The sequence below is a fragment of the Acidipila rosea genome (assembly GCF_004339725.1).
Classification (GTDB): Bacteria; Acidobacteriota; Terriglobia; order Terriglobales; family Acidobacteriaceae; genus Acidipila; species Acidipila rosea.
In genome coordinates, this window is sequence record NZ_SMGK01000001.1 from 66060 (window position 1) to 92830 (window position 26771).

24 protein-coding genes are annotated in these 26771 nt (G+C 61.0%); 9 read left to right on the top strand and 15 right to left on the bottom strand.

The genetic code is table 11. The annotated features are described in order from the left end of the window. Window positions 1-257 precede the first annotated feature (257 nt). Window positions 258-443 (bottom strand): hypothetical protein, encoded by a 186-nt coding sequence (locus C7378_RS00330; protein WP_131990587.1) that lies wholly within the window; start codon window positions 441-443, stop codon window positions 258-260. Window positions 444-612: 169 nt separating this feature from the next. Beyond that, window positions 613-2022, bottom strand: a complete 1410-nt coding sequence (locus C7378_RS00335) for a DNA recombination protein RmuC (protein WP_131990589.1) — start codon at window positions 2020-2022, stop codon at window positions 613-615. A gap of 193 nt (window positions 2023-2215) precedes the next feature. Between C7378_RS00335 and C7378_RS00340 the strand changes: the two genes are divergently transcribed. After that, complete coding sequence (locus tag C7378_RS00340) at window positions 2216-2464, top strand: acyl carrier protein (protein WP_131990591.1); 249 nt, start codon at window positions 2216-2218, stop codon at window positions 2462-2464. 2 nt (window positions 2465-2466) lie between these two features. Further along, window positions 2467-3711, top strand: coding sequence for a beta-ketoacyl-ACP synthase II (gene fabF, locus C7378_RS00345; protein ID WP_131990593.1), 1245 nt, complete (start codon window positions 2467-2469; stop codon window positions 3709-3711). Window positions 3712-3757: 46 nt separating this feature from the next. Here fabF and C7378_RS00350 read toward each other — a convergent pair whose 3' ends face one another. Further along, complete coding sequence (locus C7378_RS00350; RefSeq protein WP_131990595.1) at window positions 3758-4504, bottom strand: YIP1 family protein; 747 nt, start codon at window positions 4502-4504, stop codon at window positions 3758-3760. 157 nt (window positions 4505-4661) lie between these two features. Between C7378_RS00350 and C7378_RS00355 the strand changes: the two genes are divergently transcribed. From C7378_RS00355 to kdsB, 5 genes are all read left to right on the top strand, one after another. Continuing rightward, window positions 4662-5561, top strand: a complete 900-nt coding sequence (locus tag C7378_RS00355) for a DUF5715 family protein (RefSeq protein ID WP_131990597.1) — start codon at window positions 4662-4664, stop codon at window positions 5559-5561. 46 nt (window positions 5562-5607) lie between these two features. Further along, on the top strand, window positions 5608-6726 hold the full coding sequence (locus tag C7378_RS00360; RefSeq protein ID WP_131990599.1) for a DUF7544 domain-containing protein: 1119 nt from the start codon (window positions 5608-5610) through the stop codon (window positions 6724-6726). Window positions 6727-6891: 165 nt separating this feature from the next. Beyond that, complete coding sequence (locus C7378_RS00365; protein WP_243647960.1) at window positions 6892-11358, top strand: choice-of-anchor D domain-containing protein; 4467 nt, start codon at window positions 6892-6894, stop codon at window positions 11356-11358. Between the two features lie 276 nt (window positions 11359-11634). Further along, window positions 11635-12498, top strand: coding sequence for an OmpA family protein (locus tag C7378_RS00370; protein WP_131990601.1), 864 nt, complete (start codon window positions 11635-11637; stop codon window positions 12496-12498). 246 nt (window positions 12499-12744) lie between these two features. After that, window positions 12745-13521, top strand: coding sequence for a 3-deoxy-manno-octulosonate cytidylyltransferase (kdsB, locus tag C7378_RS00375; RefSeq protein ID WP_131990603.1), 777 nt, complete (start codon window positions 12745-12747; stop codon window positions 13519-13521). Between the two features lie 46 nt (window positions 13522-13567). Here the strand turns inward: kdsB and C7378_RS00380 are convergent, their stop codons facing one another. From C7378_RS00380 to C7378_RS00430, 11 genes are all read right to left on the bottom strand, one after another. Next, window positions 13568-14593 (bottom strand): alpha/beta fold hydrolase, encoded by a 1026-nt coding sequence (locus tag C7378_RS00380; protein ID WP_131990605.1) that lies wholly within the window; start codon window positions 14591-14593, stop codon window positions 13568-13570. 199 nt (window positions 14594-14792) lie between these two features. Further along, a complete protein-coding gene (locus tag C7378_RS00385; protein WP_207901278.1) occupies window positions 14793-14990 on the bottom strand; it encodes a hypothetical protein in 198 nt (65 codons plus the stop codon). Window positions 14991-15041: 51 nt separating this feature from the next. Then, window positions 15042-15584, bottom strand: a complete 543-nt coding sequence (locus tag C7378_RS00390; protein ID WP_131990609.1) for a hypothetical protein — start codon at window positions 15582-15584, stop codon at window positions 15042-15044. Between the two features lie 753 nt (window positions 15585-16337). Further along, window positions 16338-16670 (bottom strand): hypothetical protein, encoded by a 333-nt coding sequence (locus tag C7378_RS00395; RefSeq protein WP_131990611.1) that lies wholly within the window; start codon window positions 16668-16670, stop codon window positions 16338-16340. 2 nt (window positions 16671-16672) lie between these two features. Next, a complete protein-coding gene (locus tag C7378_RS00400) occupies window positions 16673-17746 on the bottom strand; it encodes an RHS repeat-associated core domain-containing protein (protein ID WP_165876565.1) in 1074 nt (357 codons plus the stop codon). 91 nt (window positions 17747-17837) lie between these two features. Next, the gene (locus tag C7378_RS00405) at window positions 17838-18251 is read right to left on the bottom strand and encodes a hypothetical protein (RefSeq protein WP_131990615.1); all 414 of its coding nucleotides are present in this window, start codon (window positions 18249-18251) and stop codon (window positions 17838-17840) included. 159 nt (window positions 18252-18410) lie between these two features. Then, entirely contained in the window at window positions 18411-19058 is a 648-nt protein-coding gene (locus C7378_RS00410) for a DUF4412 domain-containing protein (protein ID WP_131990617.1), read from the bottom strand. A 125-nt stretch (window positions 19059-19183) separates the two neighbouring features. Next, window positions 19184-20251, bottom strand: coding sequence for a lysylphosphatidylglycerol synthase transmembrane domain-containing protein (locus tag C7378_RS00415; protein ID WP_165876566.1), 1068 nt, complete (start codon window positions 20249-20251; stop codon window positions 19184-19186). A 29-nt stretch (window positions 20252-20280) separates the two neighbouring features. Continuing rightward, window positions 20281-21015 (bottom strand): lytic transglycosylase domain-containing protein, encoded by a 735-nt coding sequence (locus C7378_RS00420; protein ID WP_131990621.1) that lies wholly within the window; start codon window positions 21013-21015, stop codon window positions 20281-20283. Continuing rightward, window positions 21015-21938, bottom strand: coding sequence for a Cof-type HAD-IIB family hydrolase (locus tag C7378_RS00425; protein WP_131990623.1), 924 nt, complete (start codon window positions 21936-21938; stop codon window positions 21015-21017). The genes C7378_RS00420 and C7378_RS00425 overlap by 1 nt, the downstream gene beginning before the upstream one ends. A 221-nt stretch (window positions 21939-22159) precedes the next feature. Further along, the gene (locus C7378_RS00430; protein WP_131990625.1) at window positions 22160-23941 is read right to left on the bottom strand and encodes an ATP-dependent DNA ligase; all 1782 of its coding nucleotides are present in this window, start codon (window positions 23939-23941) and stop codon (window positions 22160-22162) included. A gap of 159 nt (window positions 23942-24100) precedes the next feature. Between C7378_RS00430 and prfA the strand changes: the two genes are divergently transcribed. Together prfA and prmC are read left to right on the top strand one after the other, a co-directional pair. Beyond that, window positions 24101-25177 (top strand): peptide chain release factor 1, encoded by a 1077-nt coding sequence (gene prfA / locus C7378_RS00435; RefSeq protein WP_131990627.1) that lies wholly within the window; start codon window positions 24101-24103, stop codon window positions 25175-25177. Further along, window positions 25170-26009: a peptide chain release factor N(5)-glutamine methyltransferase gene (prmC, locus tag C7378_RS00440; RefSeq protein ID WP_165876567.1), complete on the top strand. Its 840-nt coding sequence runs from the start codon at window positions 25170-25172 to the stop codon at window positions 26007-26009. Before prfA ends, prmC begins: the two co-directional genes overlap by 8 nt. On the opposite strand, the gene C7378_RS00445 is transcribed toward prmC, so the two are convergent. Beyond that, window positions 26001-26771 carry a hypothetical protein gene (locus tag C7378_RS00445; RefSeq protein ID WP_131990629.1) on the bottom strand — a complete coding sequence of 257 codons (771 nt, stop codon included), beginning with the start codon at window positions 26769-26771 and terminating at the stop codon, window positions 26001-26003. The genes prmC and C7378_RS00445 overlap by 9 nt on opposite strands.

Consider the following 26771-nt stretch of genomic DNA (forward strand, 5'->3'; position numbering starts at 1 on the left):
TTACAGAATGTGATGGCCATCACAGGAGCCTAGACGGGCTCTACCCGTTTAGCCTCGCATAGCTACACGCTCTCTAGCTGAGCTGTATTGCTCAACTACTGTTTAGTAGTTAGCTGGTTGCTTTGGCTGGTTCCACGCAATTGATTATTGCAAGTCCTGCTCGCTTGAGGGGGAAGGGAAATTGCAGGATTCGCCAGACATAAGAGAGGCATAGGGAATGCCTCTCCCGGTGAGTTCACGTAGTGACTGGCGAGAGCTTAGACCTGCGGTGTTGTCGCGATTACAGCTCCCAGCGGCTTGTGTGTGCTCGGTGTGTTTTCGATAGTTGCCGCACTGGAATCTCCCGTTGCGTCGGGCTGGGTAGCTGGCGTTGCTGCATGGCGATTTCTATTTTTCTGTGCGGAGAAATAGCTCTTAAGATCGTGCTTCTTGATCAGGCTCATACTAGCTCCCGTGGTTCCGTTACTTTGGAGGGTGGTCGTCTGGAGCGAGTGAACTGCAGCTGAAGGCGAGAAGAAAAACATTACTTCTTCTTAGATCATACGCCTTAACTGGCTGCTCTGCCGGTTAAGTTAGCGTGGCTGGTAGTTACAAATCCTGGTTGCAGCTACTTCAGAAGTTATCCTGCTCCGCCGCGCTGGCCGCGATACTTAATGGCTCGCTTTCTTCTTCTGCGCTTGTCAGCAGTTCAGTTGGCAGCGGCTTGGTCGGCTTTACTCCGAGCGAGCGCAGCATCTCCGCCTGGCGAATTGCATTGCCGCGGCCCGTAGAGAGTTTCTTGATCGCATCGTCATAGCTCTGCTTGGCTGAGTCCAGGTCGCGGCCCACTTCGATCAGGTCCTTCGCAAAGGCGGCCAGCTTGTCATAGAGTTCGCCGCCGCGCTTGACGATATCCTGCACGTTCCTGGTTTGCTGCTCCTGACGCCAGAGTTGCGCCACGGTGCGCACGACAAAGAGCAGGGTGCTGGGGCTCACCAGCAGCACGCTCTTGTCCCAGGCCTCCTGCCACAGCGCGCCGTCGCGCGCGATCGCCAGCATGAAGGCCGGCTCGATCGGTACAAACATCACCACGAAGTCGAGTGACGGCAGATTGTAGAGCGTCTGGTAGTTCCGCTGCGACAGCTCGCGGATGTGTCCGCGCATCGACTGGATATGCCGCGTCAACGCCGTCTCGCGCAGCGACTCTTCGTCCGCGCTGCAGCAGTCGCTATAGGCGTTCAGCGAGACCTTGGAGTCGATGATGATGTGCCGGTTGCCCGGCAGCCGCAGCAGCACGTCCAGCCGCGCCCGGCTGCGGTCCTCGCGCGTCACCGTCTCCTGCACGGTGTACTCGTGGTCCTTGCGCAGGCCAGCCTTCTCGAGTAGTTGCTCCAGGATGAACTCGCCCCAGTCGCCCTGCGTCTTTGACGAGCCCTTCAGCGCGCTCACCAGGTTCGAGGCATCCTGTGAAAGCTGCTGGTTCAGGGTTTTGAGCTGGTCGATCTGCACGCGCAGCTCGGAGCGGCCGGTGATGCTGTCTTTTTCAAGCGACTCCACCTTCTGCTGGAACTCTCCGAATTTTTCCTTGAGCGGCGTCAGCAGCGCGCCCAGGTTCGCCTGGTTCTGCTCCGTGAAGCGCTTGGATTTTTCCTCCAGGATGTCGCTGGCCAGCGCCTTGAACTGGTTTGACAACTGCTCACGGGCATCGGCGAGCAGGGCCAGCTTTTCGGCGGATTTCTCCCGCTCGCCTGCCAGTTTAGCCGTGGCCTCGGCCAGTTGCCCGCTCAGCGCCGTCACCTCTCCCTGGAGCTGCATCTGCCGCGCAGCCGCCTGGTCGAGCGCCGCCTGGATCTCGGCCGCCCGCCGCTGTTCCGCCTGCGCGGATGCCTGGCTGGCCGCCAGCTGCGCCGCGGCGGCCGACTCCCGGGCCCGCAGGCTGTCCAGCTCGCGAGCTGCTTCGGCCGCGCGCCCGCGGGTGAGAAGAAAGCCGAGCGCAAGGCCCGCGGCCAGGGCGAAAATAGCGACAACAAGGATCGAGAGCATTAACGTTATACTGCCACCGGAGCAGCCCGAATGCGAATCCGGCGCATCGCTCCTTTACATGGTGCGGGGCGCTCAGTAGACTTGGAATTTCGGAGCGGAGGTGGACACGGGCATATCTGTGCCTGTTGTGCGCTCGCCGCCGGAGCAGTTTCCGAATCAAAAACTTCAGTTAAAGAATCTTTAGGAGATGAGCATGGCCGCAGCAGTGGAAGAGAAGGTAAAGCAGATTATTGTCGAGCAGCTTCAGGTGGATGAAGCTGAGGTCACCCCCAGCGCATCGTTCCAGGAAGACCTGGGTGCCGACTCGCTCGACGTTGTTGAGCTGGTCATGCAGTTTGAAGAGGCCTTCGACATTGAGATTCCCGATGAAGACGCCGAGAAGATCAAGACCGTAAAGGATGCCACCGAGTACATCGAGAAAAACGCGAAAGGCGGCAAGTAACCTTGCAGCGGCGAGTCGTAGTCACGGGGATCGGGCTCATCTGTGGTGTGGGCCACACCGCGCCCGAGGTCTGGCAGGGGCTGCTGGAAGGCCGAAGCGGCATGTCGCCGATCACAGGCTTCGATCCGACGGGCTTCTCCGTCACCTTTGCGGCTGAGGTGAAGAACTTCGACCCGCTCAAGTTCATCGATAAGAAGGAAGCGCGCAAAATGGGGCGCTTCATTCACTTCGCGCTGGCTGCCTCGGCCGAGGCGATGCAGTCCTCCGGGCTCAAGATCACTCCTGAGAACGAGACGCGCGTCGGTGTCCATATCGGTTCAGGGATTGGCGGCTTCGATGTGATCGAGCGCGAGCACTCGGCCATGCTCGCCGGGGGCCCGCGTAAGATTTCGCCCTTTTTCATTCCCGCAGCGATCGTTAACCTGGCCGCCGGTCAGGTCAGCATCCGCTACGGCGCCAAGGGTCCGAACGAGGCTACCGCGACCGCCTGCACCACCAGTGCGCACGCCATCGGCGACGCTTATCGCACCATCCAGCGCGGCGACGCGGATGTGATGATTGCTGGCGGCGCAGAGGCGGCCATTACCCCCATGGGCGTTGGCGGCTTCGCTGCCATGCGGGCGCTTTCCACCCGCAATGACGACCCCGAGCACGCCTGCCGTCCTTTTGATAAGGACCGCGACGGATTCGTGGTCGGCGAGGGCGCCGGAATCCTGATCCTTGAGGATCTGGAGTTCGCCAAGGCGCGAGGCGCAAATATCATGGCCGAGATTATCGGCTACGGTATGAGCGCGGATGCCTACCATATGACCGGCATGGCGCCGGAGGGTGAGGGCTGTTTCCGTGCCATGAAGAATGCGCTCGACAGCGCGCATCTTCGTCCGGAGCAGATCGAGTACGTCAATGCACACGCCACCTCGACTCCGCTTGGCGATGCGGCTGAGACGGCAGCGATGACCAAGCTCTTCGGCGAGCACGCCACCAGCCACAAGCTGCTGGTCAGCTCGACCAAGTCCATGACCGGCCATCTCCTGGGGGGCGCTGGCGGACTCGAAGCAGGCATCACCATCATGGCGCTGCAGAACCAGCTGGTTCCTCCGACGACGAATCTCGTGGAGCCGGATGTAGACTGCCGGCTCAACTACATTCCGAACAAGCCGCAGGCGGCGACAGTCAATATTGCCCTGTCCAACTCCTTTGGCTTCGGCGGCACCAATGGGTCCCTCATCTTCAAGCGCTGGGAGTAGTTTGAGTCACCAGTTCAAGCCCGCAGCCTGAACTGGTGACTGTGCTTCATGCGGCGATCGCCGCATACCCTACCCCGACAATTGTGATGATCAACCACCAGCCGATCACGGCAGCAGCCGCTGAGCCTCGCTTGACCCGCGCCACAATCGAGCAGCCGAGAATCAGCAGGGCCAGCGTCCAGATAGTGAAAAGATCAATCGATGTTCCCAGGCTTCGCAGCCAGAGCGGAACATCGCTCCCAAGGTAATAGCCAATGTTGCTGCCCAGCGGATTCTGGATCAGGAAGGAATCCGCGCCGACGCCCGCAAAAAGGGCGAGCACTGCCAGCAGTGCTTTCAACGCCGCGGGCAGATAGGCGTACATCCACACAGCAAAGAGCTGGCTGAACTTTGCATGGCCGCCAAGACCAAAATTGAGCGTGGCCATGAGCACAGCAGCCGCGAGCGCGGCCGCGATCAGACCGAAGACCGGATACATGTAGGAGGAGACGGCGGTGAACTTCGATGCTATCGCCTTGGCCTGTGCCGCCTGCTGCGGAGCCATGCCCTCGAAGCGCTGCTGCGCCTTGGGACTCTGATTCAGGATGTTCTCATAGACTCGCTCCCAGCCGACCTTCTTCTGGATCGTGCCGCAGAAGATCAGCGCAACCAATACGCTGATCAGAAAGGGAAGCCACCAGCTTGCATTGCGCAGAATGTCGTGGAAGGTCTTCGAGGGGGCAGTGAATGTATCCACCACGCGTTCTACTTGGGAGAGCGGTTCAGCGTTCAAAGCAGGGCTCAGGTCGGACATGGCAGGCCTCACATAAAAAAAAGGGTTCGCAGCACGCCGCGATTGTACCGCGCCCGATTCGGGACGCAACAGAAATCGGAACCACGGTCAGCACTTGTTCCAGACCCTAGTTCGCGATAGCCTGAAAAGGCTCACTGGTCTCCGCGGCTCCTTTTTCATGCATCTTTCATCGTTATCGCGCTTTGTGCCTGCCTCGGCATCACCCCTTCTGCTCGCTGCGGTTTTGCTCGCCTCGGTCATGCCCTCGCAGGCGGCGGTTCATCGCCGTCATCACCACACCGTTGCGCACATGCGCCGCGTTGCCCGCCATATGCAGACGGGCCGCACTACGGCTCATGCCACTATCCCGGACGTTCCGCTGCGCCACGTTGCCAGCCTGCCGCCGCTCAAGGGCACCTATGAGTCGCTGGTACGCCAGAACGAACGTAATCAGGCTGAGGGCCTTCAGCGTATCGAAAACGATGAGCAGCTGGATCAGCTTCGCGAAGAGAAGCTGCTGGTCTCACTGCCCGTCACAGACGGCCTCCATGTGAACCCGGAGATGCCGCAGAATCGCCGCTACTGCCGTCCCTGGACGGCCCGGTTTCTTGCCGATCTTGGCCGCGTTCACTATGAGCGTTTTCATCGCTCACTGCAGGTCAACTCGGCGGTGCGTACGGTGCAGTACCAGCGTCGCCTTATGGCGATCAACGGCAACGCCGCGCCGGCTGATGGCGATGTCGCTTCACCCCACCTTACCGGCGCAACCATTGACATAGGCAAGCACGGTCTCACCATGTCTGAGATTGCCTGGATGCGCGCCTATCTGCTTCCCCTGCAGAGTGCGGGCAAGATCGACGTGGAAGAGGAGTTCCACCAGGCCTGCTTTCACATCACGGTTTATGACAGCTATGCGCCGATGCCCCTGATGTCGCGGCCTCCCGTGGAGGTAGCCAGCGCTCCCCAGGCTCCGGCTGCACGGCCCCGCGTCGTGCGTGCGTCCATCCATAGAGTCCATCGTTCCTCGCGTCACCGGAGAGTCCACGCCAGCCTGCTCGCTGCTGCGCGCCTGCGCTAAGTTTCCTGTTGCCCGCTGGCGGATCTTGCCGTAAGCTTCACGATCAATGGAGCTTCTTTCGGCAACAGACGCCATAGGGCCAGCCTTTGCCCGTACCCGTTCGATCCTGATAGGGCCCGGGCGCACGGGCATCTTTTTGAAGCTGGCTCTGGTTGCCGCGCTTACCCAGCCTGCATTTTTTTCCGCTGTCTTTACTTATCCGCTGCAGGGCGCACAACTGGCGCTGAACAATGCCATGCAGCACCGCCATGCCGTGCAGCAGTTCAGCGGCGGCAGCGGACTGGCGGTTGCGGGCCTCGCTATCTTTGCCGTCATCGCCCTCATCATGCTCGTCCTCTGGGTGAGCGCTACTTATTTATTTTGCCGTTTCCGCTTCGTCCTTTTTGACCTGGTGCTCTACCGCGAGGGAGCGGTAGGCGTGCCGTGGCGTAAGTATCGCCGTCAGGCCTGGCGCTACTTTGGCGTCCTCTTCCTGGGGATGATGGTGTTTCTTCTGCTGGCAGCCGTCTTCGCCGGCCCAGCCTTTCTCCACCTGGCGCACACCTCTGTCGTTCTCGCCCGCCATGGGGGGAGTGCAAACCCCTTCGCGCTGCTGGGAGCGCTGCTGCCGATCTTTGTCGTGTTGTTCGCGCTCAGCCTGCTCTATTCGATCTTCGATGCGATTGCGCAGGATTTCCTGCTGCCACCGATCGCCCTTGAGGACGCACCGATCGAGGGTGCTTTTGGCCGCTTCAAAAATCTCTTCGCCGCGTATCCTGGCCAGACTCTTCTCTATCTCCTGCTGCGTCTGGTGCTGGGCATCGGCCTGAGCGCCGTGCTGATGCTTGCAGCTGCTGTCGTGGTGGGGTTGTTGGCCGTGGCCTGCGGCCTGCTGGGGGTTCTGCTCTTCCATCTGCTCTGGACCCACGGCATCGTCGCACGGGCTGTTTTCATGGCGGCCGCAGTCGTGCTTCCGCTGCTCGTGCTCGGCGTTTACCTCTGTGCCGCTGTCTCTGTCTACGGAGTCATCGGAGTCTTCAAGCAGTCCTACGCCCTTTACTTCTACGCGCCTCGCTATCTGGAGCTGGGCCGCAGACTCGATCCTCCCAACGACGCGCCTCCCGTTGCACTTGAGGTTCCTCCGCCGCCACCCTTGCCGCCGCTGTCGAGTCCGCCCATCTGGTAATCGCCAAACAAAAGTAATATTGGTCGATCCACCCCTCTCCTTCATACTTAGCTCACAAATCCACCTGTCCTTCCTCTTTTGCGCGCGTGACTGTGCGTTATTGAGCTGGAGTTCTGCCTTGTTCTGGCAGCTTTGGGGTCACGCGTGATCGCAGGTATGCGAAAAATGACCGCAGTCGCGGCAGTACTCGCCTGCACATCCTGCTTATCCCCCATGAAGGCGCAGCAGACCGCGCTCCATCGTATTCCCCGAGCCGCGCGGGCCGTCTCCCGGCGTCGCATCGATCCGCATGCCGCGGCCGCTTCCGGCAACCGGCGGCAGGGCACGCAGCAACCTCGCCAACAGGCGGATGCTGCCGCCGCACCGTGGACGCCCATCGGTCCGCAGCAGGTTCTCACCGCCGCCTACGGGCTTGTTACCGGCCGCGTCACCAGCATTGCCGTCGATCCTCATGACGCCACCGGCAACACTGTTTACGTAGGCACGACCGGCGGCGGCGTGTGGAAGTCGACCAACGCCGCCGCCGCTCCCGGCTCAGTCAGCTTCTCGCCGCTCACCGACGCCATTCCTGCGTACACCACCGTCAGCACCCTCTCGCTGAGCGTGGGCGCGCTCACCGTGCAGCCCGGAGGGACGGGCGTGGTTCTTGCCGGAACCGGAGACCCTAACGACGCGCTCGATTCCTACTATGGCGGCGGGATTCTTCGCTCTGATAACGGCGGCAACACCTGGGATCTGATCTCCAGTACCAGCGACGCTTTCAACGGCGGCTACCGCAACAGCTCCTTCCTTGGGCTAGCCTTCTCCGGCTTTGCGTGGAGCACGACCAGTCCCGGCACCGTAGTCGCTGCTGTCTCCGACGCCATCGAAGGCGCCGTCGTCAACGCGCCGGTCGACGGCTACAGTACCACCGGCCTCTACTACTCCACGGATTCCGGGCAGACCTGGTACATGGCCACCATTGAGGACGCCAACGGCCAGATCATCCAATCGCCTGACTATGAGCTCTTCAGCGGCGGCAACCCGGCAACCTCGGTCGTCTGGAACCCCGTCCGCAAGCGCTTCTACGCCGCCGTCCGCTTCCACGGCTATTACGATTCGCCCGACGGCATTACCTGGACGCGACTGGCAAATCAGCCCGGCCCCACCCTTACGCAGCAACTCTGCCCCACGAATCCTCGCCTGCCCGCCTCGACCTCCTGCCCGATCTACCGCGGCTCTATCGCCGTGCAGCCGGTTACGGGTGATCTTTTCACCTGGACGGTCGACCTCAACAACCAGGATCAGGGCCTTTATCGCGATGTCTGCACGGCGGTCGGCAGCGCCTGCTCGTCGCCCGCCGTCCGCTTCCAGCAGAAGATCGACTCGGTGGCCCTTGAGGCAGGCAATGGCGACATCACCATTCCGCAGGGAGACTACAACCTGACGCTCGCCGCCGTGCCTTCGCAGCAGGACACGCTGCTCTTTGCCGGAACCGGAGACGTCTACCGCGCCAGCATGGCGAACAGCTTCACCTGGCGCAACACGACCAACGTCAACACCTGTGCCGCCGCTTATGTCGCACCGTCCAACCACGCCATCGATGGCACCTTCGGCCCCATCGGGCTGATCTACTTCGGCAACGACGGCGGTCTCTGGCGCACCACCGATGACGTGAACCAGACCCAGCCTGCGTGCTCCTCCGATGATGCGGCCCACTATCAGAATCTCAATGCCAACCTCGGCTCGCTGGCGGAGGTGAGCAGCTTCTCCGGCGACCCCACCGATGCCGGAACCCTGCTGGTGGCACTCGGCGCGCTGGGCACCGCCAGCTCCGCCTCTGGCCAGCCAGCGTGGACACAGGTGCTCGACGGGGAGGGGGCTCACACTGCCGTAGATCCGGCGAGTTCGCAGAACTGGTATGCCAGCTCCGGCCCGGGCGTCGCCATCAACCTCTGCGTCGACGGAGCCGCCTGCACAGCCCAGAACTTCAGCACGCCCCTCATTCAGAGCACGCAGGTCGGTAGTGACGGCGATCAGCTACTGTTGCCCGCCACGTGGATGCTCGACCCGCAGAACCCCGCCAACGTCATCGTGGGCACATGCCGCGTCTGGCGCGGTCCCGGCACTGGCGGAGCATCCCTGGACTCGCTTAGTCCAATGCTCGACGGCGACCAGCAGCCTTACTGCAACGGCAACGCGCAGATCAGGTCGCTGGCGGCCAGCGGCACCCCTTCCGATGCTCCCGGCGTACCCGAGCTCGTCTATGTGGGCATGGCCGGTGCGCTTGATGGCGGTGCCCCGTTCAATGGCGCGGGTGGTGGCGCGCCGGGCCACATCTACGTCGCCCCGCTCACCGGCCAGATGCACCTTCCTGTCAACTGGTCCGATCTCTACCGTCATCCCGTAACTAACCTGGCTGGTGGCGCAGGACTCTTTAACCCCGGCGGATTTGATATTTCAAGCATTGCTGTCGATCCGCATGATCCCACCGGGCAGACGGTCTACGTCACCGTCGAGGGCTTTGACAACAACGGCCGCGGCGGCCCGGCCATCTATCGCTCCATTGACGGAGGCGCGCACTGGCTCAGCATCAACGGCGGCGACCTGCCCAACGCTCCGGCTAACAGCGTCGTCGTCGATCCCAACGACGCAGGCACGGTTTACGTCGCGCTCGATACGGGCGTCTACGTCACCCGCAATGTCAGTTCCTGTTCTGATCCAACCCTCAACTGCTGGACGCCCTTCGGCACGTCGCTCCCCAAATCGCCGGTGACCGCTCTTCGTGTCTTCCAGCAAGGCAATTCCTCGCTGCTCCAGGCAGCCACTTATGGCCGCGGCCTCTGGCAGATTCCCCTGCTCACCGCCGGTCAGCAGCAGTCAACAGCTGCGTTCAGCGGAGCTCAGACGCTGACCTTCAGCGGCCAGCCGCTCCAGAGCTCCAGCCCACCGCAGACGCTCACCCTCAGCGACACCGGGCAGGTTCCGCTCAGCATCAGCCAGATCGCCGTCAGCGGCGACTTTGCCGAGCAGGACAACTGCACCGGGAGCGCAATCGCGCCGGGCGGCAGCTGCGCCATTCAGGTCACCTTCACGCCGTCTGCTCTGGGTTCGCGTACCGGCACCCTCACTGTCTTTGCAAATATCCCCGGAGGCCAGCTCACGGCGTCGCTCACCGGCACGGGCGCCGCCGCGCCTGCCATTGTGCTCACTCCGTCCGCGCTTAACTTCGGCAGCGTCCTCAACGGAGTCACCTCGCCTGTCCAGTACATGACCATCTCGAACACCGGAGGAGCGACCGCCACGCTGCAGACGCCGAAGATCACCGGCGATTTCGCTCTCAGCGCGAACACCTGTGGCGCCTCGCTCCAGCCGAACTACGGCTGCACCGTCGGCATTACTTTCACCCCGTCGGTCTCCGGCGCCCGCAGCGGCGTTCTCTCTGTCACTGACGGAGCAGGCACCCAGACGGCGCAGCTCTCCGGCACAGGCCTGTCGCCAGCTACGGACACGCTCTCGACACAGGCGCTTGTCTTCGCGCCCCTGACCGTGGGCGCTGTGAGTGCGCCTCAGTCGGTGACAATCACCAACAGCGGCGGCACGGCGCTTACCGAGATCGCTGTCCGCACTACAGGCGACTTCTCGGCGGTGAACAACTGCGGCCCGATCCTGTCTGCCGGGCTCACCTGCGCCGTCACCGTGAGCTACATACCGCGCAGCATCGGAGCGGCCGCGGGAACCCTTACGATCACTGACATTCTTCATCAGCAGACCATCGCGCTCAGCGGCGTCGGCGTTGCCCCGCTCGGTGTGGTCTCTGCCTCCCCGCAACAGGTCAGCTTCGGCAGCCAGGGAGTCGGTTCCGTCAGTGCTCCTCAGGTAGTGACGCTGGTCAACAATGGAGCGGTTCCACTCACCAGCCTCGCTTATGCCGTCTCGGGTAGCTTTTCCCTGCAGAGTGCCGCGAATGCCTGCGGAAGCAGCCTCGCTGTCGGCGCAACCTGCAGCATCGGTCTCGTATTCGATCCCGCCCAGACCGGTCCCCAGACTGGCGCCCTGATCGTCAGCGGTGGCAACCTGTCGGCCCCGCTTACGGCACAGCTAAGCGGAGCGGGAGCGGACTTCAACCTCAACTTCCTTGGCAACCCCACCATCGTCATCACAAGCGGCCAGACGGCCAGCTGGCAGTTTCGGCTTTCTCCCCAACCCGGCTCCAGCGGAACTGTCAACTTCACCTGCTCGGGCGCGCCTGCCAATACTCTCTGCACCGTTAATCCCACCAGCCTCACCCTGCAAAGTGGAGTCACGGGCACGGTGACCATGACCGTCACAACTGCAGCCGTCGCGGCAGCTCCTGAACCTGCAGGCCCTTGGTCTACGCCGTGGTCCCGCGCAAGGACCGCGCTCGCGCTCGCTTGCCTGCTGCCCCTGGGGCTTCTGCCGCGTCGCCGCCGCCTGGGACTGATCGCAGTGGCCGCAGCCGTGCTGACGCTCCTGCCCACGGCCTGCGGAGTGAGCTCCTCGGGAGGTTCATCCGTCCCCCCGCCGGGCAGCGCCGCTGGCTCGACCACCTCCGGGACTTACACGCTCACCCTCAGCGGGGCCCTGCCCGGCATCAGGCGCGATGCCGCTGTCACGCTCATTGTGCAGTAGCTGGTCAGTCCGCAGCCGTGCCGCGCAGAAACTACTCACAGCGCACTTTTTTCCTGCAGGGCGAGTGAAAACTTCTCGGCCCGGCCTATTACCGAGCAAAGAAATAAGACTGCGCGCTCCTGGGATTTAGCATCTAAAGCTATTGGTTTGAAGGCGATGAACCAATCCCAAGAGTCTGGGACACACTTTGGCCACCCATGTGCTCTATCACAGTGCATACAGGTAGCTGCGCAGCCGCCGGTGTGTGTTCCAAGCCAAGGAAGAAGGATAAGGAAGATGAAAACGGCAAAGAAAACTCACTTGATCCCTGGAGCGGTAACTGCGCTGCTTTTGGCAGCGAGCCTTGGAGTACAGGCTTATGCGCAATCGGGCTCTGCACAGGTGCAAACGGGCGCTTCTGCGAATGGAGCGAGCAGCGCAAGCGCTTCCCAGAATTCCCAGACCGATTCTACAACTGCGACTGGCAAGCCACTTGAGACGAAGTCCAAGGAAGGCTTCTGGGGCCACATGAATCCGCTGGCTCGCAAGAAGTGGGTCAATCGTCAGTTGGATCCCGTCAAGGGCCGCCTGAACGAACTTGATGAGCTTCAGGCGAAGAATGCCAACGACATTAAGGATGTAGATTCACGCGCTCAGGCAGGAATCAATAAGGCGCAGTCCGCAGCCGATCAGGCAAACCAGCTTGCTACCACCGCGAGCGGCACTGCTTCTCAGGCGCAGCAGACGGCGCAGCAGGCAACTGCACAGACAAGCAAGCTGAGCTCAACAGTCTCGAACCTCGATCAGTACCAAAAAGTGAATGAAACCGAAATCGCGTTTCGTCCAGGCCAGACCGTGTTGAACACCAAGGCGAAGGACGCACTCGATCAGCTCGCAACGCAGCTGAAAGGGCAGAAAGGCTATGTCGTAGAGATCGAGGGATATTCCCACAGTCGCGGTCAGGCTGGCATTCAGAACTCGCAGCACATGGCCGATTCGGTAGTTCGCTACCTTGTCGAGCAGCACCAGGTTCCCGTCTATCGCATTCATCAGGTCGCGATGGGCAACGCACCACTCTCAGATTCAACCGGCGTGTCATCCAAATCGGGCAGCGTGGTCCGTGTAGTGATGATGCAAAACAGTTTAGCGGCCTTGAACTAGTCATCTATTGAATGGCGGTTCGCCGATTGGCGCGACGCAGCAGTCTCCCCCAGCAGCCCTCCCCCCAGGGTGCTGCGTCGCAACCAGCGGTTCGAGGCAATAAAAATTTAGTGGATACAACAATAACGAGATAAGTATCCCTACCAAGCTCTCACACAACGAGAGAACCAAGGCAGATTGGCCCCTCACTCGAGGGGCCCTTTTTTTGGTCTTTTGCGCTTAGCGTACAAGATAGACTGGGTGCTTATGTCCACCGATTCTGCTCCTTCTTCGCAGCGCGTGATTGCAGTGATTCCGGCGCGGCTTGCGTCTTCGCGGCTGCCGCGCAAGGTATTGCGCGAGATCGCGGGCGAGCCCATGCTGGCGTGGGTGTATCGCGCGGCGCAGCAATGCCCCCTGCTGGATGATGTATTGATCGCAACCGACTCTGCGGACGTGATGGAGTTTGCGCAGTCACGGGGCTTCGCTGCGATGCTCACGCCAGTGGACTGCGCGAGTGGGACCGATCGTCTGCATGTGGTCGCGCAGTCAGTTTTTGCGGGGATTTACGTCAATATTCAGGGGGATGAGCCGCTGTTGCGGCCGGAGCATATTGAGGCGCTGCTGGCTCCCTTCAGCCGCGCGGAGGTGGGCGTAACTACGCTCTCCACACCATGCGCGGCGGTGGATGTGGACAATCCTAACGCGGTGAAAGTGGTGACGGCGAGGGATGGAAGAGCGCTCTATTTTTCACGGGCCACGATCCCTCATGACCGCGACCGGAGCGGGTTTGCGGGCTATCGCAAACATCTCGGGCTCTATGCGTACCGGCGTGAAATGCTGCTGCGCTTTCCTGATTTAGCGGCGAGCCGTCTTGAAGAAATCGAGAAGCTGGAGCAGTTGCGGTTTCTCGAAAACGGCATCGATATCTACGTTTCCCCTACGAATTTCGAGACGATCGGCGTGGATACGGAAGATGATTTACGGCGCGCAAATGAGGCGATTTTGCGCACGTTGCATGCCAAAGACACCCCCGAGCGATAATTACTATCACCTGATAATCATTATCGCCCGGTCGTGGTTTTGCGGGTTATTTTGCGGCGAGAAAGCTGTCGATGATGGGGCTGAGTTTGCCCATATCGCAGCCCGGCGAGGAGTGGCCGCAGTCGGAGTCGAGGACGACGGTCTGGGCGTGGATGAGCTTCGCGAAGGCAAGGGCCGGGATGGGGTTGACCATGTGGTCCTGGCTGGCGTTGATGATGAGGGTACGGGCCTTGACCTTGGCCGCTGCGTCGTAGATCGAGCCGCCGGCGGTGATGTCCTGGGTGAGCATGGCGTTGAGCTGGTAGAGGTAGTCGTTGGCGTCAAAGGGACGGCCCTCGGTGGTCAGCCGCTCAAAGTAGCCGGGGAACATTTCGCGGGTGGTGTGATCGACGCGGAACTCGGGAGTGGTCAGGTTCATGTCATGGATGAGGGCGACGATGGGGAGTTTGGGCTGCGTGGTGTAGCGGCCGCCCTGCCAGGCTGGGTCGAATTTGAGCGCGAGCTTCTCGGAGTTCCAGAGCATTTCGTCATAGGAGGTCAGCTGCGGAGTGCCGACGATGGGCACGGCTGCGTCCATGAAGGTCGGGTAGCTGACCATCCACTGAAAGGTCTGCATGCCGCCCATGGAGATGCCCATGACGGCATGGACGTGGGTGAGGTGAAGGGACTCCGTGACGAAGCGGTGTTCGGCATCGACCATATCGCGGATGGTGAAGTGGGGGAAGCCGACGCCATGCTGGGTGGTGCTGTTCGAGGGCGAGCAGGAGAAGCCGTCGCCGAGGGGATCAAGGACGAGGATGTAGTATTTCGAGTCGTCGACGAGACGGCCGGCGCCGATGTTGCCGCTGGCGTCGCCACTGCGTCCGGTGAACCACATGGGATAGAGGACGACGTTGCTCTTCGCGGCGTTGAGCTTGCCGAAAGCGCGGTAGGCGAGGGTGCAGTCGTGAATGGTCTGGCCACTCTGGAGCTTCAGGTCGCCGAGTGAGGCATGCTGCAAGGGCGGAACGGCCTGCGCATGGAGGACGGTTGCAAGGCAGAGGGCGAGGGCGCTGAGAAGGGACTTTTTCATGTCAGGGATAGTTTAGAGGAGCGCCGGTTTCAGCGGTGGAAGGTGATTGAGTCCATGAGCGCTTCCAGCGAGAGCGTTCGTGAGAAATCCGCCTACACCGCCGTTATTTCCTATTCCGAGGTTGTTCAACCCTCCGGCTAGGCTTGTCCTCTGCGCGAAGCCAGAAGCACAATTGAGAACACTCGGTTTATTTGGGGCATCAACGGTGCCGGAAGAAATATGCATAAGCGGTGATGCCAAACATCAAAATGTAGCAGACCGCCAATACCGTCCACATTGCGGGTCTTCGCCAGCTTTTTACGACGTCACTTTCCGATGTACCGAGCAGCCCACTCCATCCCGCTGAAAACAGCCACCAGATGGCCGTAATAATCGGCGGCGCGAATACATCTAGCATGATTTGCTGCCAAAGAGTCAAAGCTCCGCTACGCCCCATTTGTCTCCCAACCTAGTTGATTAAGCCAGCAGCACAACCTGCAAGCCCCGCCGCATATGATGCAGCGTCATATCCAAACTTTATCCATCCCACGCCTGTTGCGTATTCTGCTCCGGTAAGACCTGCCGTTGTGGCAGTCCCTGCAAGTGTTGTGATTTCGCCACCAGCATTGAGGATACCGTTCGCTCCAATAGCAATCGAATCTTGCACAACGCCTGCAATTCCATTGCTGAGTCGTCCCGCCGGCCCTTCTCCGGCTCCAGGCAAACCTCCCCGAGTTCCCCCGAAAGCAACATCTGCCGTCGATCCTTGACCTGTAAATAAGTTCACCAATCCACTGACAGCATTACCTCCCAGAGCATTTGTAAGAAAACCTCCTACCCCGCCGTTATTACCTATCCCGAGTGCGTGCAAACCTCCAGCAATACTTGTACGGTCGGCAAAATCTGAGGCACATTTCAAAACACTTGGGTTATTTGGGGCAACGCAATTCGCGCCCCCCACAAGAAGAGGAGTGACGTCGTAGGAATATTCACACCCCAACACGGCTTTCATCGGTCATCAGTACGATGGGAAAGTATCCCAAGCGGATCAGAAATGGCTCGGATGAATGAACCAGAGAAGAGGTTCTGCGGTCGAAAAGCCCAGTGGATGAAGATGTAGATGGTGTTCATTAGCAAGAAGCTCGTCAGAATCAAAGAAACCATTCTCTCGACAAGCGGTTGATTCCCCAGACCAACTCCTACGATGAAAACTCCCAAACAACAGATGAAGTTTAGGAGAGATATGCTGAACACAGCCCTTGCTAATTTGAGTCTCGCTGGCGTCACAAGGATCATGGGTAACCAAGCCCTCGGACCCGCCCCTCTTTGGAACGTAGCGATTGCAGCGGTTGCGTGAAACGCAAACACGGTCTCGACGATCCAAACATCGTTTGGAATTGTGGCTCGGTTATAGAGGGCCGCAACATACCAAGCGAGGGAGAGAAGCGTTCCCAAACACCCATACCAGAATGCGTAATATCGGATCAGTTTTCTCATTTTGTCTGGTAGCACTGGTAGATGTCGTAAGCGGCAGAAGCCGTATTGAGGAGATTTGCGACTGTTCCAGCTGTAGAAGCTGCCCCTTCCAACTCATTGATCGCTGTTCGAGCGTTATTCCAACTTCCACCGGTGAGAGAGTTCAGCCTTGTGAAGGCTTGCATTCTTCCGGCATCGTTGAAGTTCATAGTCTTGATGAGCGAATATGCGCTGCATCAGCAGCACACGCTAGATGCTTCGTATTGATACCGTTATTTGGGGCGATGCTTCAGGTGCTTTCATCATCCTCATCCGTTGAGGGCCTGATAAAGAATGTGGCTCCTGCAATCAGCAGTGCAACTAGGATCGGGACGAAGGGGCTCAGCCAGAACATAGCATTCACCGCACTCGCATTCCGAATATCGTTCCAGCCTTGGATGCAAACGATCATCCAGAACGCAGCAAACAGAAACAGGAATGCCCGAGACACGACTAATGCCTCCCACTGACCATTCTCGCGAGTCTTCACAGCGAGCGCCGACAGCAAGCCACAAACAATGCACAGGCAGATGAGCAAGAACCACCCGTCGTGCACAAGTTCCAACGCGTTGCGCACGCTCACATTTACGGGTGACATCCGATATACCCCGCTGCAAACGTAAGACCGTCTAAGGCGAACTTCGCGGCAGCCAGCGGGAACGCCATGCTGTCCCCGATTGCGGTTTCACCTGCCAGTGTAGTCACAGAGGTAGTGGTTGCCGCATTAATGGCAGGAGCAAGTGCCGTATTAAGTGGACCCTGGAGGCCTGGCGATGCACTGTCCGGTAAGGGAATCCCTAATAGTGGACCACCGGCAACTCCCATCGGGTAAAGGTCGAACCCGCTCTTGCCGTTTTGGCCAGTGCCGGCATCGAATGCGTCTACGAATCCCGAAAATGTATTACCAAGCGCTGCATTCAGGAATGTGGAACCAAAACCATGATAGTTGTCGAGACCTGTTATCCCGGCGATGCTGAACTGATTGGCAAATTGGGCGGCACAGTGGAGGCGGTTTTGGTTATTTGGGGCCGGGAACCAGTATCCCCCGAAAGATCTTTCTGTTCCAGACAAAATAGGGGCTGGCCCTCCGGGAGTTCCTCCTACCAGCCCACCACCGCTTCCCCCCGTACCTACAACCCCAACACAATCGGGTCCACAGTCAAACCCGTAATCGAGTCCCAGTAGGTCTGTGAAAGCCATAGGCATGTTGCCGACATAGCTATAGCGATTGAAGCTCTGCGGATTGGTGAGGTCATAGGAGCCCATGTAGGGGTCTGGGGACATCCAGAGGCCCTGAGCGGAAGCGTATTGGCGGAACTGAGCATGCTCTGTGGCAGTTTCGCTGTCGTGATCAAGAGTGGCGAAATGATTGTTATCCTGATCGGCGGCTGACTGAAGAATGTTGGGAGTATATCCATCGCCAAAAGAAAGCGATTGATAGGTAGCCGCGGTCGCGCCCGTGTAGTCCGTCCGCAGACGCTCGGTTCCCAGCCAGTTCTTGTGCTCGAAATAGGTTGTGCCGTTCACGGAGCGGTAGGCGATCTGAAGGCGGGTGTTCCACTCAAGGGTTTTTGCCTGAGTGGGGGCTGTAATTGAGTGTGCACAATCGTTCCGCTGCTCTTTCTCGCTTGTTTGCCGTCCAATGCGACTCGGTCTCAACGCTTCCTTCATTGAACGAGGTTCACATCCACCGCCGAAAAACTTTAAGCGCACTTTCACCGTTTCCTGGTCTGGTTTTCGCGACATGAGTTTATCTCGGGTGAGGCTCGCTCGTCATCGAAGTATTCAGGAGAAATTCACCTTCGTCTGCATCTACCGGCTGCAGATCGAGAACGAAGGTGTGGGGGCCAGGAAATGAGCCTAAAAGGCGAACACGGAAATAGTAGGAATGGCCTGGCTGCGCAGCAAAGCTGTCCAGCACGGTCGATGGGGGTTCTTGCATCGCGCTCCATTGTCCCGAGATGCACAAATGATGCTCGCCCGGCGTAACAACAAATCCGAAGTGGGAGCGCCGCTTGTTGGCTCCTACCCATTTGCCATCCAGCCCGATCTTGCTTGTTGAGGGCGCAAATCTATCTGTGATGAGATTCGGGACATCCTGTATGACATACACGACGGCGTTGCTATCGGCATTGAGTGTTCCATTGGTGTGTTTCAGGGCCACATCAAACTTCACATTTCCCGAGCCGCAGCCTATGGTCTTAGCTGCACCAGGGGACTGATGGCCATATGCCGGCCATGTACATAAACAAAGAAGCATGATCAGGGAGGTGTATCTGTTCATCCTGTCGGACTCGCTCTCTTTTGAATTTCCCCACCCAGGCTAGCGTGGGGTGGGCATGATCGACGGCATTTCCCGCCATCCGGGCGGGACGGAAAACTGCGTATCGCTGACCGGTCCTGGTGAGACCTGGGTGACGAGCATGGTCATATCCTGTCCGGCGGCATCGGAGGTCTTTGCCTTGATTGCCAGACGCAGTGGCATGCCGGGATCCTTGATTCCCTTGAGGCCCTTCATGGCGCTGCCGAGAGGGCCGTTCATCTCCGCGCCCAGCGCGTCGCCGCCGATATCTTTGGCGACGCAGAGGGTTCCCGAATATTTCGCGCTGTCGATGGCGTAGTCTTCGCAGACGTGACCGGCGATGGTCTCGGTCTTGTTCATGTCGGTAATCGCCGGGGTCTCGTTCGGCTGCATATTAGAAGGCGCTGCGCCGTGGTGGATGGCATAAGCCTGCAGCCGGGGGATGAGGACCGTCTGCGTCTGGGTATCGACGTCGGCGATCACGGTACTGGTTTGCTGCATGAACCGCATATCGATGCGCACGCGGTGGCCCTTGATGGTGTACTGGACGGGAATCTCCTGCCCGCGCACTTCCATGGTCGCCTTTACGGCGCCTTCGAAAGGAGCGGTTGCAGCCAGCGCCGATGGCGCGAGGATCGACAGAGTGAGAAAGAGGAGGGACAGGTTCATCGTTTTCACCACGCCCTTCACTGTACAACGTTCTGCGCCTTCTTCAGCGCAGGGGCGAAGTGCGGGGCGGCAAGGAAGTCGATGGCTGCAATCTACATCCCTGCAGGAGAAGGGGCGAAGCGAAATCAGCCCTCGGAGACTGCGCGCTGCGATTCGCTGGCCTCGCCGGCGTGTTCGCTCTCTTCGGTGACGCGCTTGAGCGAGACATGTTCGAAGCGCGCCCAGACCAGCCCCAGGGGAATGACGCTGAGGAAGGTGACGAGCAGCAGCATCGCGCCGCAGCCCAGTGCCGGCTCCGGCGCAACGTGGAAGAAGGCCTGCATGGCTGCGGTGGTGAGCCCGATCTGGGTGAACCATCCGATGACGGGAAGGGTGATGGCGGAGCTGAGCATGCTCGCCGCCATGAGCAGCATGCACTGCGCGAGATGCATGCGGCCGAGCACGGGGTCAGCGGTGAAGGCGCGGGTGGTCTCAAGATAAGCGAAGGCGATCATGGCCCACATGAGCAGCGAGAGCAGTACGGCGATGAGGAGGTCGCCGACAGAGGCGATGGTGTTGAGGCCGTCGCGGAAGGCGAGGATCTTTTCCCGCGCCTGCTCGCCGAGCCGGGGAGAAACGGAGTCGAGCGCGCCACCGACGACGCGGGCGATCATCCTGCCGGAGGCGCGGACGAAGACGGCGAAGAGGCCGAGGGCGAGAGCGCCGAGCAGCCCGGTGAGGGCGATCTTGCTGATGAGTTCCGGGCGGGGCAGCAGATTGCGGTCAGGGGCAAAGAGCAGCACGCTGGCGAAGATGACGGCCATGGTGCCAGCATCGAACATACGCTCGACGGTGTAGACGGCTATCTGGGCGCTGAGGGGAATCCTGGTGCGACGCGCGACCAGATAGGGGCGCACGAGGTCGGCGAGGCGGCCGAAGAGCGCCACTGCAGTGAAGCCGATGACCTGCGTGCCGATGATGCTGAAGGGGGAAACACGCTTCGTCGGCTTGAGGAAGACGGCCCAGCGAACGGCGCGGAGGCCATAGGCGAGCCAGATCATGGCTACACCGACGCCGATACGGCGCCAGTCAATGTACTTGAGCTGGTCGGCGAAGACGGCCCAGTCGAAGTGGACCCGCTTGTGCGCATAGAACGCCAGGGCAGCCAGCGCCACGATCACCAGAAGCCATAGAATCCAGCGTTTGCTCTTCAAGAAAGTTGTCTCCGTAGTTCTGAGGTGCATCAGCGGGTGCTGGCGATCTGCGTCGCGGCTGTGCCGGCACGCTGCCGGGCTGCATATCGCTTATTGAATTCATGAATGACGCGCGCGACATAGGTCCGCGTCTCCCGGTAAGGAGGGACGCCGTGCCAGCGGTCAACGGCGGCCGGTCCTGCATTGTAGGCGGCAAGGGCGAGCGCCAGATTGTCATGGTAACGCTTGAGCATGGCGTCAAGATAGGCGGCGCCGCCGCCGATGTTCTGGTCTGCGGCGAAGCTGTCGCGGACGCCCAGCCGGGCAGCGGTCCCGGGCATGAGCTGCATCAGCCCGCGAGCGCCGGTGCGGCTGACGGCGTGGGGATTGCCGCCGCTCTCGGCGCGCACGACGCTGGCCAGCAGATCGACGTCAAGGTCGTGTTCGCTGCCGGCGCGTGCGAGGAGCTGGCGCAGGTCCTGCTGCCTGAGCGTAGCGGTCTTTGTTTGTATGGGCGTCTGTGTAGGCGTCTGTGTAGGCGACTGGAGCGGCGTCTGCGGAGCAGGCGGCTGAAAGGCTTGCGTGGACGCGATGTCGGATGGGTCTACTTCAATGAAGTTTGCATCTCCGCTATCGAGGAAGAGGCGCACCTTGTTGCCGTCCGCGGCCCGGTGATCGCAGACCAGGTCATAGCCGTTCCTCAGGGTGACGCGCTCGGCAGCATGCGCGGTGAGCGCTGCCAGGGCGAGCACGGCACAGCTGACGGAGAGGCAGCGGATCCGCATCAGCGCAGCTCCGCCATGGCGCGATCGAAAGTGCGATCGAGGACCGCTTCGATGGTCGCGGCCACGCCATCGTCGTCATTGGAGAGGGCTACCTGCCAGCCGCGGCTGCGGCCCATGGATAGCAGCTCCGGAACGGCATTGGCCATCAGCACGGGCTGGCCTGCGTACTTCAGCATCTCAACGTCGTTGAAGTTGTCGCCGATGGCCATCACCTCTTCGCGGGCAATGCCGCGCTCGGCTGCCAGCTTGCCCAGCGCCACTCCCTTGGAGCAGCCGGGGGGCAGAATGTCGAGGATGGAGAGGTCGCGCACGGGATAGGCGGTCTGGTTGAGCTCAATGGCGCCAGCATGCCTGCTGGTGGCAAGCCACTGCTTGGCGCGGTACATCTCGGGAACGGTGCCGCAGACCATGCCCTGGACGGGAGGTTCGCCGGCGTCGAAGGCGCGCTCGATGGGGTCAATCTCTTCAATGAAGGCGATATTCGCCTGGATCCATGGATCAATGCGCTCGTTGAGGCGGGTGAGCGACTCAATTACCAGCTCCCCTTTGCCCAGCTTGTCGAAGGTGAAGACCGCGGTGCCGCCGAACTGGCGCAGATCGCCGCACAGCTCGCGGGCGACCTGGAGCGGCAGGAAGTGGCGATCCATGTGGGTGCCTTCGAGGGTGCGGGTGACGGTGCCGTTCGATGTGATGAGCACGGTCTCAGGGGTGAGTCCGAGCGGTGACAGCAGGGGCATCGCGTAAGCGTGTCTTCTTCCGGTGGCGATCACCACCTCGATCCCTGCTGCTTTGGCCTGCAACAGGGCCTGCCGGTTGCGTTGACTGATGGCTGTTCCTTTAGAGGGCAGCAAGGTGCCATCAATGTCGATGGCAATCATCCGGACTGGTTTGTGGTTCTTAGCCTGATCGGCCTGGGAAATCATGTTCTTCCAGTTTACAAGGCGCAGTCCTTATTCCCATCTCTATCGGCAGGGGAGTAACCTCCTTTTCATGGAAACGTCCGCCTTTCTCGTCTGTTCCCGGTGCCACCAGCCTGTCAGCAGCATCCGCGCCACGGCCTGCGCCCGGTGCGGCGCCGTGTTTGCCGCGCCCGCCCCGGAGCTGGAACGGCAGCTGCCCTCACGCTCGCCGGTAGGCGGCATTATCACCCCGCAGTAGCCTCTTCCTGGGGTTTGTCGGGCTGGGAGGCGTAGATCTCCTCGACCCGCGCGAGGGTGTCGATTTCGCTGACCGGCTTGTCCTGCCGAAGGCGCAGGATGCGGGGAAAACGCAGGGCAAAGCCGCTTGCGTGGCGGCTGGAGCGCATGACGTTGTTGAAGGCGACTTCGAGAACCAGCAGCGGCTCGACGGTGCGGAAGCCGCCAAACTCCTCGAGCGTGTGCTGCTTGAAAAAGAGGGTCAGGTCATTGATCTCCGCGTCGGTCAGCCCTGAATATGCCTTGCCCACATTCTTCAACTCATCGCCGTCGCGCACGGCAAAAGTGTAGTCGCTGAGCACGCCGGCGCGCCTGCCGTGGCCGAACTCAACCCCAGTGACCACGACATCGAGGGTCGCGAGCTGGCGCTTGAGTTTGAGCCATGCCAGACCACGGCGGCCCGGCTGGTAGAGGCTATCGGCCGCCTTGAGCATGACGCCCTCGTTGCCGCGGGCGCGGGCCTCGTGATAGGCGCGGTCGAGCTGCTCTTTGCTCTCGAGCCGGGTAGCGGGCGCGAGAAGCAGGCGCGGGAAGTGGGGCTCCTCGGCAGAGGCGAAGAGCATGCCTTGTGCGCGTGGAGATGGTTTGCCGGTGGAGGCGGCGGCGCGGGCGACGATGTGGGCAAGACGCTGCCGCCGCGCATGCAGGGGCTGATCGAGCAGCAGCGCATCCCCGGCGTAGAGCAGATCGAAGGCCATGAAGACGACGGGGACCTGGCGGCGCAGCTCCGCGCTGACACGCTTGCGACCGAGGCGCTGCTGCAGTGCGGAGAAGGGAAGCGCCTGCTGCCGGGGGCTCCAGGCCAGGATTTCGCCATCGAGGATGACTGCTTCGTCGATCCCGGCGAAGGCCTCGGAGAAAGCCTCAATCAGCTCAGGAAAGCTGCTGCCGATATCCTCACGGTTGCGCGAAAAGATCTCCACCCGGCCGGGTTGCGAGGCATCGCCGCAGTGCAGCTGGGCGCGCATGCCGTCATACTTGTCCTCGACCTGCGCGTGGCGTAGCGTCGCCTCCTGCTCCGGCGGTTCGGCGATGGCTTCGCTGAAGCGCGCGAGCGCCTCTTCCACGCTGTCTACGGGACTGGCCAGCATAAAGCCCAGCGGGTGAAAGAGCCGCATCCGGGCATCGGCAAGCGTGCCTGCGCGAGCCATGACCACCACCTCGGGCAGGCTGCCGTTGACCATCAGAGCCCTTCTTACGGCGGCGACCTCAGCGTGGCTGGCGACGGCAATCGCCTCCTCGACGAGGCTCTGCTTTACGCCGGTGCGCATGTCGCCGAGGATCAGCTTGATGAGGTACTTGGCGGCGAGGGGAGTTGCCCGCTGCAGCAGGTCGAGCAGCAGGCGCAGTTTGGCGGCAGGGCCACGCGCAGTGGCCAGAGCGCTGAAGGACTCCTCGACGCCGGCCAGGGTGAGGCTGCCGCCTGTCTTCGCGGCGAGCAGGTCAAAGGCCGCTGAGCCCAGGTCGCCATGGCGGCGATAGGCTGCGTGCAGAGCTGCGTCGCTCGCGCCCGAGAGCTGGGCAACGGCCTTCGTCAGCAGGGCTCCGCCCACGTTGAGCGCGCGGCGATCGGTCTCCGCAAAGGGCTGCCCCGCCAGGTAGATTGCCGCCAGGGCTGCGTCGGCCGTGTTGAGCCGGGCAAGCAGCTCCGCCATCAAGGCTCGTTTCTCCAGTTTTTTGCCGGTCTCCGCCAGCCGCTCGCAGACCTGGGCAAACTCATCGAAGCTCATGCTCACGCAACTATAGATGCGGCCAGCTTGGTATACTGATTATGTGCAAAGCCTATTCACTCTTGGCGCTCTTCTCTAGCGGCTCCCGCCGCCCATAGCACATCCATTTTTTCAGGTTGAACCCACCAACTAGGCAGAGTAACGCCGGGAGCAGGACCAATGTTTGAACGCCTCGAACAAATCGAAGCACGCTACGAAGAGCTGGGTCAGCAGCTCGCGCAGCCGGAGATTATCTCAGACCAGCAGAAGTATCAGAAGGCCGCGAAGCAGCATCGCGATCTGGAAGCCGTCGTCCACAAGTTCCGCGAATATCGCGAGGTGACCACGGGCATTGCCGATGCGAAGGCCATGATGAACGAGACGGACGCGGAGATTCGCGCCATGGCGGCGGAGGAGCTGGCCACGCTCGAAGAGCGTCTGCCCGCCATTGAAGACAGCCTGAAGCTGCTGCTGCTGCCGAAGGATCCTAACGACGAGAAGAACGTCGTCATCGAGCTGCGCGCGGGCACGGGCGGGGATGAGGCTTCGCTCTTTGTCGCCGAAGTGTTTCGCATGTATACGCGATTTGCCGAGCAGCATCGCTGGAAGGTGGAAGTGCTCTCTTCCTCTGAGTCGTCGGTGGGCGGATTGAAAGAAGTGATCGCCATCATCGAAGGCGACCGGGTCTTTTCGCAGATGAAATATGAGAGCGGCGTGCACCGCGTGCAGCGCGTGCCGGCGACCGAGACGCAGGGCCGCGTGCATACCTCGGCGATCACCGTGGCAGTGCTGCCGGAGGCTGAAGAGGTGGACGTGAAGATCGAGGCGAAGGACCTTCGCATCGACACCTTCTGCTCGTCAGGGCCGGGCGGCCAGTCCGTCAACACGACCTACTCCGCGATTCGCATTACGCATCTGCCGACCAACACGGTCGTGAGCTGCCAGGACGAGAAGTCGCAGATCAAGAATCGTGAGAAGGCGATGCGCGTGCTGCGCTCGCGCCTGTACGAGGTGGAGATGGAGCGCCAGCACGAGCTGCAGGCCAAGGAACGCAAGCAGCAGGTAGGGTCGGGCGATCGCAGCGAAAAGATCCGCACCTACAACTTTCCGCAGAACCGGCTGACAGACCATCGGATCGGCCTCACCAATCATCAGCTGGCCGAAGTGATGGAAGGCAAGCTGCAGCCGACGATCGACGCGCTTGTCACCCACTTCAACTCAGAGCGCATGAAGGCCGAGACGGAATCCGTTGCCTGAGACGCTGCGCTCCGCGCTCGATGACGGCGCGGAGCAGCTCAGCAGCAGCAGCCAGCAGCCGCGACGCGATGCCGAGCTGCTGCTGATGCATGTGATGGGCTGCGATCGCGTCTTCCTGCTGACGCATCCCGACGCGAAGCTGGATACAGCGCAGAAGGAAGCTTTGGATGCTGCCCTGAGGCGCCGCGCTGCCCACGAGCCGATGCAGTACATCCTGGGCGAGCAGGAGTTCTACGGGCTGCGCATGGAAGTGACGCCCGATGTTCTGATTCCGCGCCCGGAGACGGAGCACCTGGTCGAAGCGCTGCTCGCGCATGTAGCGCATGATCTGCCCCTGAAAATTGCCGACGTGGGAACGGGTTCCGGTGCTATTGCAGTCGCGCTCGCGCATCTGCTGCCGCTGGCAGAAATCACCGCGCTCGATTTGTATCCGCAGGCGTTACAAATTGCAAAGCGTAATGCAGAGGCGCATTCCGTCGCGGGCCGCATGAGGTTTCTACAGTCTGATCTGCTTGCCGCGGTGGAGGGGGAGAGCTTCGACGCCATTGTTTCCAATCCTCCCTATATCGCCGACAGCGAGGTGCTGGAGGCGCAGGTCAGCGAGTGGGAGCCGCACACGGCACTCTTTGCGGGACAGACCGGACTCGAGATTTACGAGCGGCTTATTCCGCAGGCTGCTGCTGCTCTGAAGCCGGGCGGCTGGCTGCTGCTCGAGATCGGCCACGGACAGCAGGCAGCCATCGCGGCGCTGTTGCGCGAGTGGAGCGAAGTGAGCTTTGTGCCCGATCTGCAGGGTATTCCGCGGGTGGCGTGCGCGCGCCGGTCAGCGTGAGGCCTCAAGAGGCTGCGGCTGCGCAGTCCTGGCGGGCACAGCCTTGATGTGTAGCCCGCAGGCCTGTGGCGGGTTGGTCATCTGCTTCTCGAAGATGCGAAAACTCTCTGTGCCCGGCTGCAGGGTCGACCAGTAACTGGTGGGTGAGTAGATGGGCTTGCGCTGCGTCAAGATCTGATTGGAGAGAATCCTGATGCCGCAGAGCAGATTGTTTTTTGCCTGCAGGATGGTGCGCTGCGGATCATGCGGCGGGAGTTTGCGATCGGCGCTCCAGTTGAAGTCGCAGCCGTAGCGCTTCGCATCTTCATAGGTGAGCTGCAGCAGTCCCTCGCTGTGGATGTATTCGCCGGTCACGGAGTCGATCTTGTGGATGGCGGGCTCGTCGTGACGCACGTTGGTGGTGGGGTTGAGGCCTGCCTCAGCGGCTGCGAGCGCCTGAAAGAAATAGGCCCAGTAGGCGCGCTTGTCCACATTGGTCATCTGATAAAAGCGCGGACAGAAGCGGCGGACATCGCGAGGCACTCTTCGCGAGAGCATCTCGGCGGGGAGCGCCTTTTCAATCATCGGGTCCCACTGCTTGTCCCAGGTGATGCCGCCAAGTTCGGCCGCCTTCTTGTCGAGCGGAGTGGACGGTGCGACCTTGGTCTTAGGCGCAGGCGGAGCTGCGGCGGCATGAGTTGCCGGCTGCGGCCTGCTGCCACACGCCACTACACCCAGGCAGAGGAGGCATAGCGTCAAACCCGTATAGAACCTGCTTTTCAT